The organism is Sphingomonas sp. LR60 (assembly GCF_036855935.1).
In the GTDB taxonomy this organism is placed as follows: Bacteria; Pseudomonadota; Alphaproteobacteria; order Sphingomonadales; family Sphingomonadaceae; genus Sphingomonas.
In genome coordinates, this window is sequence record NZ_JASPFK010000001.1 from 1,138,686 (window position 1) to 1,153,367 (window position 14,682).

Below are 14,682 nucleotides of genomic sequence, written 5' to 3' on the forward strand. Positions count from 1 at the left end.
CAAGTCCGGGATGACGGCGTGAGGAATTTGTCTAACGAACCGCGACCCGCGCACAAACTTGCCGCGGCCCCGCACGACGCTTAAATCCCCGGTATGGCGCGACATGCACATCACGAACCGCACGGCGACGATCTGCTCGCCGCGGCACAGGCGACGCTGGAGCGCTCGGGCGAGCAATGGACCGCGATGCGCGCCAACGTCTATGCGGCGCTGTCGGGGTTCGCCAAGCCTGCCTCCGCCTATGACATCGCCGAGGCATTGTCGCGCAGCGAGGGGCGGCGGATCGCCGCCAACAGCATCTATCGCATTCTAGATCTGTTCGTGACCGCCAATCTCGCGCTGCGCGTGGAAAGTGCGAACGCCTATGTCGCCAACGCGCATCCCGGCTGCCGCCACGATTGCATCTTCCTCGTCTGCGACGGCTGCGGGAGCACGACGCACTTCGACGACGATTCGCTGACCGGCGGTTTGCGCGCCGCCGCCAGCGCCGCCGGGTTCGAGGCGGAGCGGCCGGTGATCGAGGTCCGCGGTCGCTGCGCCGACTGTGCCGCGGCAGCCCGCACGCAAAGCGGGCAATCGACACACTGATCCTGCTCGGCTATTCGGGTTAGATGGTTGAAGTACCGAACACGCCGTTGCTCGACACCGTCGATACGCCCGCCGATCTCCGCCGACTGAAGCCGGAACAGCTTCGCCAGCTTGCCGACGAATTGCGTCAGGAAACGATCTCGGCGGTCGGCGTCACGGGTGGCCATCTCGGCTCGGGGCTGGGCGTCGTCGAACTGACCGTCGCGATCCACTACGTCTTCGACACGCCGACCGACCGGTTGATCTGGGATGTCGGCCACCAATGCTATCCGCACAAGATCCTGACCGGCCGACGTGACCGGATTCGCACCTTGCGGCAGGGCGGGGGCTCTCGGGCTTCACCAAGCGCAGCGAAAGCGAATACGACCCGTTCGGCGCGGCGCACAGCTCGACCTCGATCTCCGCGGCACTCGGCTTCGCGACCGCCAGCAAGCTCGCCGACAAGCCGGGCAAGGGCATTGCGGTGATCGGCGATGGCGCGATGTCGGCAGGCATGGCCTATGAGGCGATGAACAACGCCGAGGCGGCGGGCAACCGCTTGGTCGTGATCCTCAACGACAACGATATGTCGATCGCCCCGCCGGTCGGCGGGCTGTCGGCATACCTGTCGCGGATGGTGTCGAGCCGCGAGTTCCTGGGCGTGCGCGAGATCATGAAGCGCGTTGCCAAGCGGTTGCCGCGCCGGTTCCAGGCCGCAGCGCGGAAGACCGACGAATATGCCCGCGGCATGACGATGGGCGGCACGCTCTTCGAGGAGCTGGGCTTCTATTACGTCGGCCCGATCGACGGCCACAATCTCGACCATCTGATCCCCGTGCTCGAGAACGTTCGCGATGCGGAGGAAGGGCCGATCCTCGTCCACGTCGTGACCAAGAAGGGCAAGGGCTACGCCCCGGCCGAGAACGCTGCCGACAAATATCACGGCGTTCAGAAGTTCGACGTCATCACCGGTACGCAGGCCAAGGCGCCGCCGGGACCGCCGGCCTATCAGAACGTCTTCGGCGAGGCGCTGAGCGCCGCTGCGGACAAGGACGACCGTATCTGCGCGATCACTGCGGCGATGCCGTCGGGCACCGGGCTCGACCGGTTCGCGGCGACGCATCCGGAACGCTTCTTCGATGTCGGCATCGCCGAGCAACATGCAGTCACCTTCGCCGCCGGGCTGGCGGCGCAGGGGATGCGCCCGTTCTGCGCGATCTATTCGACCTTCCTGCAACGCGCCTACGATCAGGTCGTGCATGACGTCGCGATCCAGAACCTGCCGGTGCGCTTCGCGATCGATCGCGCCGGGCTGGTCGGCGCGGATGGCGCGACCCATGCGGGCAGCTTCGACGTCACCTATCTGGCGACGCTCCCCAATTTCGTCGTGATGGCCGCCGCAGACGAGGCCGAGCTGGTCCACATGGTCCAGACCTGCGTCGAGCATGATTCGGGGCCGATCGCGGTTCGCTATCCGCGCGGCAACGGCACCGGGGTCGCGCTGCCCGAAACGCCCAAGGCGCTCCAGATCGGCAAGGGCCGGATCGTGCGCGAGGGCAAGAAGGTCGCGATCCTGTCGCTCGGCACGCGGCTCATCGAGGCGCTCAAGGCCGCCGACACGCTCGATGCCAAGGGGCTGAGCACGACGGTCGCCGATCTGCGCTTCGCCAAGCCGCTCGACGAGGCGCTGATCCGCCGGCTGCTCACCTCGCACGAGGTGGCGATCACGATTGAGGAGAATGCGATTGGCGGGCTCGGCGCGCATGTGCTGACGATGGCCTCGGACGAGGGGCTGACCGACGCGGGGCTGCGCATCCGCACGATGCGTTTGCCCGACCTGTTCCAGGATCAGGACAAGCCCGAGCTGCAATATGCGCAGGCGCGGCTCGACGCCGATGCGATCGTCGACACGGTGTTGAAGGCGCTGCGCTACAACGAAGCAGGCGTCATCGCGCGCGTGACCGGCTGGCAGAAGGTCGCCGCGCTGACGGCGTTCTACGTCATCGGCATGTTGTGGGTGAACTGGACGATGGTCCGCCGCGTCCGCGGCGCGGTCGCGGCGCGCGCCGCCTGGACCGCCGAGGATTTCGACGCGGTCTTCGCCGACCTCGACCCGCGCCTCGCCCCGGCGGTGCGCGCGGCGCTCGCGCCGTGGTACGGGGAGGGCGTGGTGCCGCGCCCCGAGGACACGCTCAAGCGCTTCCTGAAAATGGACCGCGGCGAGGTCGACGACCTCGTCACCGACGCCGCGGCGCGGGCTGAGCTTCCGCCACCCGGCCTGTCGTTGCCCGACCTGCCTGATGTGGCGGCAGTGGTCCGCTACCTCGCGTCACTAGGCAGGTAGCAACAAACCCATCACTCCGTTCGTGCTGAGCCTGTCGAAGCACGTGCCCGGCAACACGCCCCTTCCCGAACGCAGGCCAAAGCCCCCAACCACGAACAACCCGACCATAAACCCGCTTGCGCAATCATCAGACAAGCCCTACGTTCAACATGTTAAACGGAGGGGCAGGTGCTCGGGGTCAGGCTCGATACGGAACTCGAAGAACGGCTCGCCAATGTCGCGCGGACGCAGGGCCGCAGCAAGAGCGATATCGCGCGTGAGGCGGTGCGGCGTTATGTCGAACTGCATGACGAGGCGTTCCGTCGCGAGGCGCGCCGTCAATCGCAACGCGCCTCGCGTCGCGACACCCACGAGGATTACGCCTTCTGGGAACAGGCCGAGCGTGAGGATGCGGCATGGCGGTGAGTGACGCGCCCGAGATCCGCCACGGCGCGATCGTGCTCGTCGATGCGCCCGAAGGCGCCAGCGGTGGGCCTCGAGCATGCGTCGTCGTGCAGGCCGATCTGTTCAACGACAGCCATGCCACCGTCACGCTCTGTCCGTTGACGACCGTCGTCGGCGGCGAGGTGCTGTTCCGCGTCACGATCTCGCCGCAGGAACATACCGGCCTCACCGTCGAATGCGAGGTGCAGGTCGACCGCATCACCAGCATCCGCCGTCACCGCATCGTCAAGGTGATCGGCCATGCCTCCGCCACCCGCATGGAGCAGGTCGATCAGGCGCTGCGCCGCTGGCTCGCTTTGTAATTCAACAGGACAGGAAGAAACCATGACGCCGATCGTGAAGTCGATTCTGGACAAATACGAAGCCACCAGCCCCGCGGTGAAGGCCAATCTGGCGCGCATCCTGATGCACGGGAAGCTGGGCGGCACCGGCAAGCTCATCATCCTGCCGGTCGATCAGGGGTTCGAACATGGCCCGGCGCGCAGCTTTGCGGTCAACCCGCCGGCCTATGACCCGCACTACCATTACCAGCTCGCGATCGACGCCGGGCTGTCGGCCTATGCCGCGCCGCTCGGGGCGCTGGAGGCCGGGGCGGATACGTTCGCGGGGCAGATCCCGACGATCCTGAAGGTCAACAGTTCGAACAGCTGGGCGACGCAGATCGCCCAGGCGCAGACCGGCAGCGTCGAGGACGCGCTGCGGCTGGGTTGCGCGGCGATCGGCTTCACCATCTATCCGGGCGCGGACGACATCTTCGCGTCAATGGAGCAGATCCGCGCGCTGCGCGAGGAAGCCGCCGCGGCGGGTCTTGCGACCGTCATCTGGAGCTATCCGCGCGGCGGCAAGCTCAGCAAGGACGGCGAACTGGCGCTCGACGTCGGCGCCTATGCCGCGCACATGGCGGCGCTGCTCGGTGCGCACATCATCAAGGTCAAGCTGCCCAGCGCGCACATCGAACAGCCCGAGGCGCAAGAGAGCTACGAGGGCACCGACTGGTCGAACCAGGCCGATCGCGTCCGCCACGTCGTCCAGTCGAGCTTCGCGGGTCGCCGGATCGTCGTCTTCTCGGGCGGCGCGGCCAAGGGCACCGATGCGGTCTATCAAGACGCGCGCGACATTCTCGCGGGCGGCGGCAACGGCTCGATCATCGGCCGCAACACTTTCCAGCGCGAGCGCGGCGAGGCGCTGGCGATGCTCGACAAGCTGGTGTCGATCTACAAGGGCCAGGAGTAAGGCCGACAACTCCCTCTCCCCTCCGGGGAGAGGGCCGGGGTGAGGGGCAGTGAGGCACGGTGCGCTCGCCGCGCGCACCAAGCGGAGGTCGCCCCTTTCCCCCACACCGCCCCACTCGCGGCAACCCCTCACCCAACCCTCTCCCCATCGGGGAGAGGGCTTATGCCTTCCACCACTCCCCCAAACCCGCTACGCGCCGCGCATGACTGAAGACCCGCTCGGCCCGCTCGACCCCGATTTCGGCGCCAACTTCAAGCGCGACGATCGCCGTCCGCGCTGCCAGCTCTACCTGATCTCGCCGCTCGACGTGACCGGCGGCTTCCCCGACCGTCTCAAGAGCGCGCTCGACGCCGGCCCGGTCGCCGCCTTCCAGTTCCGCGTAAAGGACGTCGACCAGCACAGCGCCGCGCGGCTCGCCGAGCCGCTCCAGCGTATCTGCGCCGACCGTGACGTCGCCTTCATCGTCAACGACTCGATCAGCCTCGCCAAGCGCCTCGGTGCGGACGGCGTGCATCTCGGGCAGGAGGACGGCGACTCGCGCGAGGCACGCGACGCGCTCGGCCCGGCGGTGCAGATCGGCGTCACCTGCCACGACAGCCGCCATCTCGCGATGGAAGCGGGCGAGGCAAACGCCGACTATGTCGCGTTTGGCAGCTTCTATCCTACCACCACCAAGGCGGTGGAGCATCATCCCGAGCCGGTGATCCTGTCGTGGTGGCATGCCTTGTTCGAGCTGCCCTCGGTCGCGATCGGCGGGATCACGCCCGACAATGCCGCGCCGCTGATCGCCGCCGGTGCCGACTTCATCGCTGCCAGCCATGCGGTATGGGGCGGCGACGAGGCCGCCGCGATCCGCGCCTTCGATGCGGTGCTGAAGGGCTGACGGACCCCGACGCGGCAAAGCGCGTTGTTACGGCATCGAAATACGAGAGGTGCCCGTGAAGCGTATCGCCCCCGTCGCCGCCAGCTTGATCGCCGTGACGCTCACCGCCGCCGCCCCGGCGCAGCGGAGCGCGACCCCGCCGCTCGATCCGGCGGTGATGCGGACCCAGGTTGTGCTCGACAAGCTCGGCTTCGGCCCCGGCGTGATCGACGGGCGCGGCGGGCAGTCGTTGACCAACGCGCTGAAAGGCTTTCAGGAAAGCCGCGGCCTGCGCGTGACCGGCACGCCGGACGCGGCGACACTCGATGCGCTGCACCACTTCGGCAATGTCCGGCCGACAATGCAGGTGACGCTCGACGCCGCCGCGATGCGCGGGCCGTATGTCGCGAACATGCCGGACGATTATGCCGAAAAGGCCAAGTTGCCCTCGATGGCCTACAGCCGCCCGCTCGAAAAGCTTGCCGAGCGCTTCCACACCACGCCCAAGGTGCTGGCCGAGCTGAACCCGGGCGTGACCACGATCGGCGTCGGCACCAGGATCACCGTGCCCAACACCTTCCCGACCTCGCGCGCCTATCCCGCCGATGCGACGCCGGCCTGGCGCGCGACGCTCGCCTCGCTCAACGTCGAGGCCGCGGTGCCGCAGGCCGCGAAGATCGTCGTCGACAAGTCCGACGGCATCCTGCGCGTCCTCGACGGCAACGGGCATCTGGTCGCCCAATATACCGCGACGATCGGTTCGTCGCGTGATCCGCTGCCGCTCGGCAACTGGAAGGTGCTGCACGTCTCGCCCAACCCCGACTGGAAGATGAATCCGAAGATCCTCAAGGGCGTGCCCGACGACACGCAGGCGCAGATCATTCCGCCCGGCCCGAACAATCCGGTCGGCGTGGTGTGGATCGACCTGAGCAAGGAGCATTACGGCATCCACGGCACCAGCGAGCCGGAGCAGATCGGCCGCGCACAGTCGAACGGTTGCGTCCGCCTGACGAATTGGGATGCGGCGCGCGTCGCATTGATGGTGAAGGGGGAACCCCGGTGCTGTTCCAAGCCTGACATGACCAAGCTCGGCTGGTCGATCCTCGCGATCATCCTGCTGCTCGGGGCCGGCTTCGTGTCGATGCTCTCGATCGGTTCGCGCGCGCCAGTCGCCGCGCCGCCGCCGCAATCCGCGGGATCGCCGCCGCCCGAAGCGACGAATGGACGCTTGCTCGTGCCGGTTGCAGGCGTGACGCGCGACGCCCTAGTCGACACCTTCGGCCAGCCGCGCGACGGCGGCGCGCGGCATCACGAGGCGATCGACATCATGGCGCCGCGCGGCACGCCGGTGCTCGCCGCCGCCGACGGGCGCGTCGACAAATTGTTCGACAGCGCGGCGGGCGGCCGCACGATCTACATCCGCTCCACCGACGGCGCGACCATGTATTATTACGCGCATCTCGACAGCTATCGCGACGGGCTGACCGAGGGACAGGTGATCCGGCGCGGCGAGCCGATCGCTTCGGTCGGCGCGACCGGCAACGCCGATGCCGCTGCGCCGCACCTGCATTTCTCCGTGCTGCGCACCACCCCGACGCAGGGTTGGTCGGAAGGGCAGGCGGTCGATCCCTTTCCGCTTCTTGCCGAACCGCGCGCCAACCGCTAAGTCGCCGCGATCGGCGCCCGCGGACCACCGCCGGCGCCGCGGCTCTTTTACAGCAGGCGAAACCCCATGAAGATCAGCGGCGTGGACATCCGTCCCGGCAACATCATCGAGTACGAAGGCGGTATCTGGCGCGCGGTCAAGATCCAGCACACGCAGCCCGGCAAGGGCGGCGCGTACATGCAGGTCGAGCTGAAGAACCTGCGCGATGGCCGCAAGAACAATGTCCGCTTCCGCTCGGCCGAGACGGTCGAGCGCGTCCGCCTCGACACCAAGGACTTCCAGTTCCTGTTCGCCGAAGGCGAGGACCTCGTGTTCATGGACAAGGAAACCTATGATCAGGTGACGCTGCCGCGCGACCTGCTCGGCGACGCCGCCGCCTTTCTGCAGGACGGCATGGATGTCGTTATGGAGCTTCACGACGAAGAGCCGATCAGCGTCCAGCTCCCCGACACGATCGAAGCGACGATCGTCGAGGCCGATGCGGTGGTGAAGGGGCAGACCGCCTCGTCCAGCTACAAGCCCGCGATCCTCGACAATGGCGTGCGCGTGATGGTGCCACCGCACATCTCCAGCGGCGTGCGGATCGTGGTCGACGTCTACGAGCAGACCTACGTCCGGCGCGCCGACTGATCTTACCCCCTCCCTTTCAAGGGAGGGGCCGGGGGTGGGTGGCGTGCTCGCGATACGGCAGCCGCACCCAAGGCGGAGACCGTACCACCCGGACACTACCCATCCATCATCGGGTAATCCATGCCCCGCATGGATTAGAAATGCCGGGGGCATTTCGACCCGATTATCCCTCCCTCAAAAAGGGAGGGGGAGTTAGAAAAATGCCATCTCATTCCGGACTGTTCACCGTCATCGAACGCGCGGCACGCAAGGCCGCCCCGCGGCTGCGTCGCGACTTCAACGAGGTCCAGCACCTGCAGGTCAGCCGTAAGGGCCCGGCCGATTTCGTCAGCCAGGCCGACCAGCGCTGCGAGCGGACGCTCTACGACGAACTGTCGAAGGCACGCCCCGACTGGGGCTTCGTCATGGAAGAAGGCGGCACGATCGAGGGCGATCCGAACAAGCCGCGCTTCATCATCGACCCGCTCGACGGCACGTCGAACTTCCTCCACGGCATCCCGCATTTCTGCATCTCGATCGCGGTCGAGGAGCCGATGCCGAACGGCAAGCGCGAGATCACGACCGCGCTCGTCTATCAACCGCTGACCGACGAGAGCTTCTGGGCCGAGAAGGGCCGCGGCGCGTGGTTGCAGGACCAGCGGCTGCGCGTGTCGTCGCGCCGCGAGACTTCGGAAGCGCTGATCGCGACCGGCATCCCCTTCATGGGGCACGGTGATTTCGTGCAATGGACGCGCATCTTCGGCGCGGTCGCGCCGCAGGTCGCGGGCATCCGCCGGCTCGGCGCCGCAGCGCTCGACCTCGCCTGGGTCGCGGCCGGACGGTTCGATGGCTATTGGGAAAGCGACCTGAAGCTGTGGGACGTCGCGGCGGGGATGCTGCTGGTCAAGGAAGCCGGCGGCTACGTCACCGACTTCCGCGGCGGCGACCGCGCGATCGAACGCAACGAATTCCTCGCCGCCAACGACGCGCTCCACAACAAGCTGCACAAGATGGTCGCGCAGGCGCTGCGCTGACCGATCCGTCATTGCGACCCCGGCGAAGGCCGGGGAAGCAATCCAGAGCCGGACCAGGACGCCCTGGATTGCTTCGCTACGCTCGCGATGACGAGCGTGCCTGCGATTGAGATGAGACGCCCTTCCCACAAGCCGTCGCCCCGGACTTGATCCGGGGCCCCGCTTCTTCTCGCACCGTGGGAAAGAGGAAGCGGGATCCCGGATCAAGTCCGGGATGACGATCGGTGATGTTACCCCCGCGGCAAGGTAATCGTCGCCACCAACCCGCCGCCGTCGCGCGCGGTCAGCACGATCCGCCCGCCGGCTTCCTCGACGATCGCCCGTGCCAGCGCGAGCCCCAGCCCGATCCCCCCGGTATGCCGGTTACGCGAGCTTTCGAGCCGGAAGAACGGATCGAACACCTGATCCAGCCGCTCGGGCGGTATCCCCGGCCCGCGATCCGCGACCATGATCGCCGCCATGCGCGCGTCCGACGCCAGCGATACCTCGGCCGCCCCGGCGTATTTCACCGCATTCTCGATCAGGTTGCGCACCGCGCGCCGGATCAGCGACGGCCGCAACCGCATCCGCAACCGCTCCGCCTCTTCGAACGTCACCGCTTCGCCCAGGTCGCGGAAATCCTCCACCACGGCATCGACCAGCGCGGCGAGATCAACCTCGGTTTCCGGCTCGCTCGGGCGGCCCAGCCGTGCCAGCGACAGGATGTCGTCCAGCGTGCGGTTCATTTCCGCGATCGTATCCGCCATCCGCGCCCGATCCTGATCGTCCTCAACCGATTCGATCCGCACGCGTAAGGCCGCGAGCGGCGTGCGCAGGTCATGCCCGATCGCGCCGAGCATCCGGTCCTTCTCGTCGAGCATCGCGGTGACGCGCAGCCGCAATGCGTTGAACGCCGCGATCACCGCGCAGACGTCGGGCGGCCCGCTTTCCTCCAGTGGCTCGGGCGCCACCGCGGGCGAATAACCCCGCGCCGCCGCCGCCAGTTCGCGCAGCGGACGCGAGATCCGTCGCGCGACCCACAACACCGGTGCCAGCACCACGACATACAGGATCAACGTCTGGCCGAGGAGCCGCCAGAACAGCCGCAGGTCGTCGCGCGGCAACCCGCCGGCCAACGCCATCCAGCGCCCATCGGTGCGCCGCACCGCGATCACGATCGAATCGCGCGGGCCGTCGTCGCGTGCCGCCCGCGCCGCCATCCGCCGCTCGAAGCGGCTGAGCGGGATGCGATATTGCCACGGCTTGGCGATCGCGACATCGACCGCCGCGACACGGACTCCCATGTCGGAAAGCTGGGTCGTCAACTCTCGCGCCACCGCCGGCTGTGCGACCATCGCGCGCGTAATTGGGTTCCGCGGCACCAGCCGCACGCGCCCGCGATCGGACACCACCGGCCGTCCGGCGGCCTCCTGGTCGAGCGCGTCGGCAATGCGATAGGCGGCGGGGCGCGTGATCTGCGCCATCCGCACCGCCCCGCGCTCGCGCAGCAGCATCGCGAGGTTGATCGCCTGCGCCATGAACAGCGCCAGCGCGACCAGCAACGCCATCTGCCCCGCCAGGCTGCGCGGCCAGGGCATCCGCAGCTTCACAGCCGCGTCACGTCCGTCGACAGCGCATAGCCGCCGCCCCACACCGTCTTGATGATCTCGGGATTCTTGGGATCGGGCTCGATCTTACGACGCAGGCGGCTGACCTGATTGTCGATCGCGCGGTCGAAGGCGGCCGCCTCGCGCCCCTGCGTCAGGTCGAGCAACTGGTCGCGCGTCAGCACCTGTCGTGGGCGCTGCACCAGCGCGAGCAGCAGGTTGTACTCGCCGGTGGACAACGGCACCGACACGCCCTCGCGATCGATCAACGCGCGCTCACCGGTCTTCAGCACCCAGCCGGCAAAGGCATAGGACCCGCTCTCCGGCGCATGGTGCCGCACCCCGCCGCCGCCCGCGGTACGCCGCAGCACGGTCTTGATCCGTGCCGCCAGTTCGCGGGGCGAGAAGGGCTTCACGACATAATCGTCCGCCCCCATCTCCAGCCCGACAATCCGGTCGGTCTCTTCGCTCTTGGCGGTCAGCAGGATCACCGGCGTCTCGCCGGTGGCGCGGACGTGGCGGCACAGCGACAGCCCGTCCTCGCCCGGCATCATGATGTCGAGCACGATCAGGTCGATCGCATAGGCCGCCAGCCGCGTGCGCGCCGCCTCCGCATCACCCGCCTGGGTGACGCGAAAGCCCTGCTTGGTCAGATAGCTGGCCAACGGCTCGCGGATCGACCGCTCGTCATCGACCAGCAGGAGGTGCGGCATCTCGCCCATGGTCACGGCACCTGACACAATCGTCGCCATGCGAAAAGGGGTCAGCCGATCGGCGCGGCGTCGGCATCGGCCGGCGGCGTCTGCCCGTCGTGCGGGCGATCATGGCCGAGCCGCCGCGACCGCATCAGCATCATCATCGCCTCGCGCTCGTTGGCGTCGATCCGCCCGTCATGGTTGGTGTCGATCCGGTCGAAACGCTTGAGCGCGCGGTCGCGGAACTCGGCCTGCGTCTGGTCGGCATCGCGGCGGCCACCGCGCGCGCCGTCACCCCGTCGCGCGGCATCGGCGCGGCGCCGCTCGCGCCACGCGCGCCGCTCGTCGCGGGTCAGCTTTCCGTCGTGGTTGGTGTCCATCGCCGCAAAGCGTCGGTCGGCGTCGGCGGCGGCCTCGTCGCGCGTCACCACGCCGTCCCCGTCGCTGTCCGACGTCTCCATCGGCGTTCGGGGCGGGGGCGGGGTTTGCGCCTGCACGCTGGCGGCACCCAGCCCACCCAGCATCGCGGCACCCAATACGGCGGCGGTCGTCCACGTCCTCATCGCACTTCCCCTTCGTTCCCAAGGGCGCGATCGCCCCGACCGTCACGTTGTGCGGGCGGAGCGTCGCGGGAACATGTCGGTGGCGGGACGAAACTGTCGCGACTTGTATCAACGGCGGTTATTTCGGCGGCGCGACCGCCTTGCCGCGCGCATAGGCGCGCTCGACCGCCGGACGCGCCGCGATCGTCGCGTGCCAGCGCGCGACGTTGGGGAAGCTCGCCATATCTTGCCCCTGCGCCTCGGGCAGGATCCACGGATAGCAGGCCATGTCGGCAATCGTATATTCGTCACCGATCACGAACTCGCGCCCCTCCAGCTGGCCATCGAGCACGCCGTACAGCCGCGTCGTCTCCTTGAGGTAGCGGTCGATCGCATAGGGCACCTTCTCGGGGGCAAAGCGCGTGAAATGGTGGTTCTGCCCCAGCATCGGGCCGAGCCCGCCCATCTGCCACATCAACCATTGCAGCACGTCGACATGCGCGCGCGGATCGCGGCCGCCGAACGATCCGGTCTTGTGCGCCAGGTACAGCAGGATCGCGCCGCTCTCGAACACGCTGATCGGCGCACCGCCGTCGCGCGGCGCATGGTCGACGATCGCCGGCATCCGGTTGTTCGGCGCGATCTTCAGGAACTCTGGCCTGAACTGCGCACCCCCGCCGATGTCGACCGGATGGATCTGATGCTCGAGCCCCGCCTCCTCAAGGAAGATCAGCACCTTGTGCCCATTCGGCGTCGGCCAGTAATGAAGGTCGATCATCGCATTCAGCTCCTGTGCGTAGCGCGTTTCGATGCATAGCACCTCGCGCCGCCGTCCGTTCCGCGGTCGGCACTCAGTTCGCCGATGCCGGAAAGCGACACATGCTTGCAGCCGGGCAACAAAAGATTATGAGGTCAAACTAACAAGTTGCTGGGGGGCGACGTGACGGGGAAAGAAAACAGGGCGGCGATGGTGGATGTACGCTATGTCCCGCCCGGGGGCCGGCTGAAGCGCTATGTCACCGGCTATCACCGTTTCGCGGCCCCCGTCTGCCCCAATCGCGAGATGCACGACGCCTTCTTCCCCAGCGTCGCGACGATCCGCGTGTCGCTGCGCAACAGCCCGTCCTGGTCGTTGAAGATCGCCAGCCGCCTCGTCGATCCGATGCCCGCAGTCGCCCTCACGGGGCCGACCAGCTATGCCGGCTATCTCACCTGCTACGGCGGCGAACTGGTCGGCGTCGGGCTGCAGCCGCTCGGCTGGGCGCAGATCTTCGGCGGCGATGTCTCGCGCTACGCCAACCGCGTCATCGCGCTCGGCGACATCGATCCGGGCGCGAACATGCTCCGCGAGGCGCTGGAGAGCGACCAGCCGTTCGAGGCGGCGTTCGAGGCGTGGCTGGAGGCGCGGCTCGACCGCCGCCCGCCCGCCGACCCGCGCATCGAGATCCTGTGCGAGCTGCTGCGCGATCCAGCCACGACCCGGATCGAAACCGTCGCGGAAGCGCTCGACATGTCGCCGCGCGCGCTGGCGGCGATGACGCGCTTCAACTTCGGCTTCACCCCCAAGCTGCTGCTCCGCCGCACGCGCTTCCTTCGCGCGGTGACGATCGTGCTGACCCAGCCCGAAGCGGGGCCGGCGGCGCTGGAGGCGGCCGGCTATTGGGACCGGTCGCACTTCCTGCGCGACAGCCATCTGTTCCTCGGCTGCTCGGTGCGCGAATTCACCCGCCGCCGCGGCCCGCACAACCAGGTCGCGATCATGGCGCGGATTCAGGCGTTCGGCACGCCGGTCTAGCCGGCGCGGGCGCTCACCCGCCAACGCGCGGTCGTCGAACATCCCGAACATCAGCGTCGAGGCATAGAAATGGATCGCGCGATCGCGATCCATGCTCCACGCCCATTTGCGCATGTCGAACGCGGCGTTGAGCATCCCCATCAGCGCCTGCGACGCGACCAGGCTGTCGACCGGGCGGACGGTGCCCTCGGCGATCCCGTCCATCATCGTGCCCGCGAAGCGCCGCGCGATCCGCGTCGAGCGGTCGATCATCTGCTGCCGCTCGCCCGCGGGCAGCCCGCTCAGCGCGGTGGTGCGCAACAGCGACTCGCGCTCCGAAAACTGCACCGCCACCAGTGTCGCAACCGTGTCGCACAGCCGCTGCCAATAGTTCCCGTCACGCTCGTCGGCGAGCCGCTGCGCCGCGGCGATCGTGTCGAAGCTGCGGCGGTAACAGGCGACGACCAGATCGTCCTTGGCATCGAGATGGTGGTAGAAGCTGCCCTTGGTGACGTTCAGCTCCGACGCGATCCGCTGCACCGATGCGCCGCGATACCCCAGCTCGTTGATGAGCCGCGTCGCCGCGAGCAGGAACGCCTCGCGCCCCGGCACCGGATCGTCGTGCGGCAGCGCGACCGCCGCCGGGTTCCAGCCGGCACCGTCCACCGCCAGCCCGTCGCGCAGCAACGCGATTAGCCGCGCCGCCGCCCGCGGATATTGATCGACCTCGTAGCGCGGCAACCACAACGGCAGCCAGAAGATGTTCTCCAGCAGCACATGCGCGCGCGCGCCGGCCAGGTCGGTCGCCTCGCGCGACAGCCCGCTGCCCCACAAGGCGCGCGTCCGCCGGAACACCTCACGCCAGCGGTTCATCAACGTCGCGCGCATCGGCTCGTCCATCGCGCGCAGGTCTGACAGCACCGCCAGCGCGCGTTCCTCGCCGCGCTCGATCCGCATCAGCCGCTCGACGTTGAGCGTCACCATCCGCGCGACCCGCGCCTGTGGAGTCGCTTCGCGCGCGGCATCGTCGAGCATCGCCATCAGGCTGTCGAGCGTCTGCTCGAAGGCGGCGGCGGCCAGATCCTCCTTGCGCTTGAAATAATAGGTCACGCTGGTGGTGTTCAGCCCGACACGGCGCGCGACATCGGCGAAGGTCATCCCCTTCGCGCTCTGCTCGTTGATCGCGTCGGCGGCGGCGGCAAGGATCGCCTGGCGCTTCTCGCGAAAGCGCCGCGTGCTGCCGGTGTCTTCGGTTGTCATTTCCCCCATGACGTAGCGTTAGCATGGCTGCTTTCGAAGATGCAGTCCTTTTCTTCAAGGGCGCTA

The 14,682-nt window shown here is 68.0% G+C and carries 13 protein-coding genes and 2 pseudogenes; 10 read left to right on the plus strand and 5 right to left on the minus strand.

Annotated features, from left to right (window positions below; genetic code table 11):
• Positions 1-93 precede the first annotated feature (93 nt).
• From QP166_RS05205 to QP166_RS05250, 9 genes and pseudogenes are all read left to right on the plus strand, one after another.
• Complete coding sequence (locus QP166_RS05205) at positions 94-588, plus strand: Fur family transcriptional regulator (protein WP_333914952.1); 495 nt, start codon at positions 94-96, stop codon at positions 586-588.
• A gap of 23 nt (positions 589-611) precedes the next feature.
• Positions 612-2,515: pseudogene (gene dxs / locus QP166_RS05210) on the plus strand (1-deoxy-D-xylulose-5-phosphate synthase); the annotation flags it as partial.
• A gap of 564 nt (positions 2,516-3,079) precedes the next feature.
• Positions 3,080-3,316: a ribbon-helix-helix protein, CopG family gene (locus tag QP166_RS05215; RefSeq protein ID WP_028966408.1), complete on the plus strand. Its 237-nt coding sequence runs from the start codon at positions 3,080-3,082 to the stop codon at positions 3,314-3,316.
• Entirely contained in the window at positions 3,307-3,657 is a 351-nt protein-coding gene (locus QP166_RS05220) for a type II toxin-antitoxin system PemK/MazF family toxin (RefSeq protein ID WP_333914953.1), read from the plus strand. Before QP166_RS05215 ends, QP166_RS05220 begins: the two co-directional genes overlap by 10 nt.
• A 22-nt stretch (positions 3,658-3,679) precedes the next feature.
• Positions 3,680-4,588 (plus strand): class I fructose-bisphosphate aldolase, encoded by a 909-nt coding sequence (locus QP166_RS05225; protein ID WP_333914954.1) that lies wholly within the window; start codon positions 3,680-3,682, stop codon positions 4,586-4,588.
• A gap of 202 nt (positions 4,589-4,790) precedes the next feature.
• Positions 4,791-5,471 carry a thiamine phosphate synthase gene (thiE, locus tag QP166_RS05230; RefSeq protein ID WP_333914955.1) on the plus strand — a complete coding sequence of 227 codons (681 nt, stop codon included), beginning with the start codon at positions 4,791-4,793 and terminating at the stop codon, positions 5,469-5,471.
• Positions 5,472-5,526: 55 nt separating this feature from the next.
• Positions 5,527-7,116: a peptidoglycan DD-metalloendopeptidase family protein gene (locus QP166_RS18945; RefSeq protein WP_443027189.1), complete on the plus strand. Its 1,590-nt coding sequence runs from the start codon at positions 5,527-5,529 to the stop codon at positions 7,114-7,116.
• Between the two features lie 66 nt (positions 7,117-7,182).
• Positions 7,183-7,746 (plus strand): elongation factor P, encoded by a 564-nt coding sequence (gene efp / locus QP166_RS05245; protein ID WP_333914956.1) that lies wholly within the window; start codon positions 7,183-7,185, stop codon positions 7,744-7,746.
• Between the two features lie 200 nt (positions 7,747-7,946).
• On the plus strand, positions 7,947-8,759 hold the full coding sequence (locus tag QP166_RS05250) for an inositol monophosphatase family protein (protein WP_028966401.1): 813 nt from the start codon (positions 7,947-7,949) through the stop codon (positions 8,757-8,759).
• Between the two features lie 230 nt (positions 8,760-8,989).
• Here the strand turns inward: QP166_RS05250 and QP166_RS05255 are convergent, their stop codons facing one another.
• From QP166_RS05255 to QP166_RS05270, 4 genes are all read right to left on the minus strand, one after another.
• Positions 8,990-10,336, minus strand: coding sequence for a sensor histidine kinase (locus QP166_RS05255; RefSeq protein WP_333914957.1), 1,347 nt, complete (start codon positions 10,334-10,336; stop codon positions 8,990-8,992).
• Between the two features lie 8 nt (positions 10,337-10,344).
• Positions 10,345-11,067: a response regulator gene (locus QP166_RS05260; protein ID WP_333917260.1), complete on the minus strand. Its 723-nt coding sequence runs from the start codon at positions 11,065-11,067 to the stop codon at positions 10,345-10,347.
• 41 nt (positions 11,068-11,108) lie between these two features.
• Positions 11,109-11,603 carry an EF-hand domain-containing protein gene (locus QP166_RS05265; protein ID WP_333914958.1) on the minus strand — a complete coding sequence of 165 codons (495 nt, stop codon included), beginning with the start codon at positions 11,601-11,603 and terminating at the stop codon, positions 11,109-11,111.
• 118 nt (positions 11,604-11,721) lie between these two features.
• Entirely contained in the window at positions 11,722-12,360 is a 639-nt protein-coding gene (locus tag QP166_RS05270) for a glutathione binding-like protein (protein WP_333917261.1), read from the minus strand.
• A 756-nt stretch (positions 12,361-13,116) separates the two neighbouring features.
• Here QP166_RS05270 and QP166_RS18950 point away from each other — a divergent pair.
• The gene (locus QP166_RS18950; protein WP_443027240.1) at positions 13,117-13,377 is read left to right on the plus strand and encodes a hypothetical protein; all 261 of its coding nucleotides are present in this window, start codon (positions 13,117-13,119) and stop codon (positions 13,375-13,377) included.
• A gap of 21 nt (positions 13,378-13,398) precedes the next feature.
• Here the strand turns inward: QP166_RS18950 and QP166_RS05275 are convergent.
• Positions 13,399-14,625: pseudogene (locus tag QP166_RS05275) on the minus strand (TetR family transcriptional regulator); the annotation flags it as partial.
• Positions 14,626-14,682 lie beyond the last annotated feature (57 nt).

Coding starts and splice junctions, on each gene's coding strand:
- QP166_RS05205 (WP_333914952.1), top strand. CDS start 94: ATGGCGCGACATGCACATCACGAACCGCACGGCGACGATCTGCTCGCC.
- QP166_RS05220 (WP_333914953.1), top strand. CDS start 3,307: ATGGCGGTGAGTGACGCGCCCGAGATCCGCCACGGCGCGATCGTGCTC.
- QP166_RS05225 (WP_333914954.1), top strand. CDS start 3,680: ATGACGCCGATCGTGAAGTCGATTCTGGACAAATACGAAGCCACCAGC.
- thiE (WP_333914955.1), top strand. CDS start 4,791: ATGACTGAAGACCCGCTCGGCCCGCTCGACCCCGATTTCGGCGCCAAC.
- efp (WP_333914956.1), top strand. CDS start 7,183: ATGAAGATCAGCGGCGTGGACATCCGTCCCGGCAACATCATCGAGTAC.
- QP166_RS05250 (WP_028966401.1), top strand. CDS start 7,947: ATGCCATCTCATTCCGGACTGTTCACCGTCATCGAACGCGCGGCACGC.
- QP166_RS05255 (WP_333914957.1), bottom strand. CDS start 10,336: ATGCCCTGGCCGCGCAGCCTGGCGGGGCAGATGGCGTTGCTGGTCGCG.
- QP166_RS05260 (WP_333917260.1), bottom strand. CDS start 11,067: ATGGGCGAGATGCCGCACCTCCTGCTGGTCGATGACGAGCGGTCGATC.
- QP166_RS05265 (WP_333914958.1), bottom strand. CDS start 11,603: ATGAGGACGTGGACGACCGCCGCCGTATTGGGTGCCGCGATGCTGGGT.
- QP166_RS05270 (WP_333917261.1), bottom strand. CDS start 12,360: ATGATCGACCTTCATTACTGGCCGACGCCGAATGGGCACAAGGTGCTG.
- QP166_RS18950 (WP_443027240.1), top strand. CDS start 13,117: ATGACGCGCTTCAACTTCGGCTTCACCCCCAAGCTGCTGCTCCGCCGC.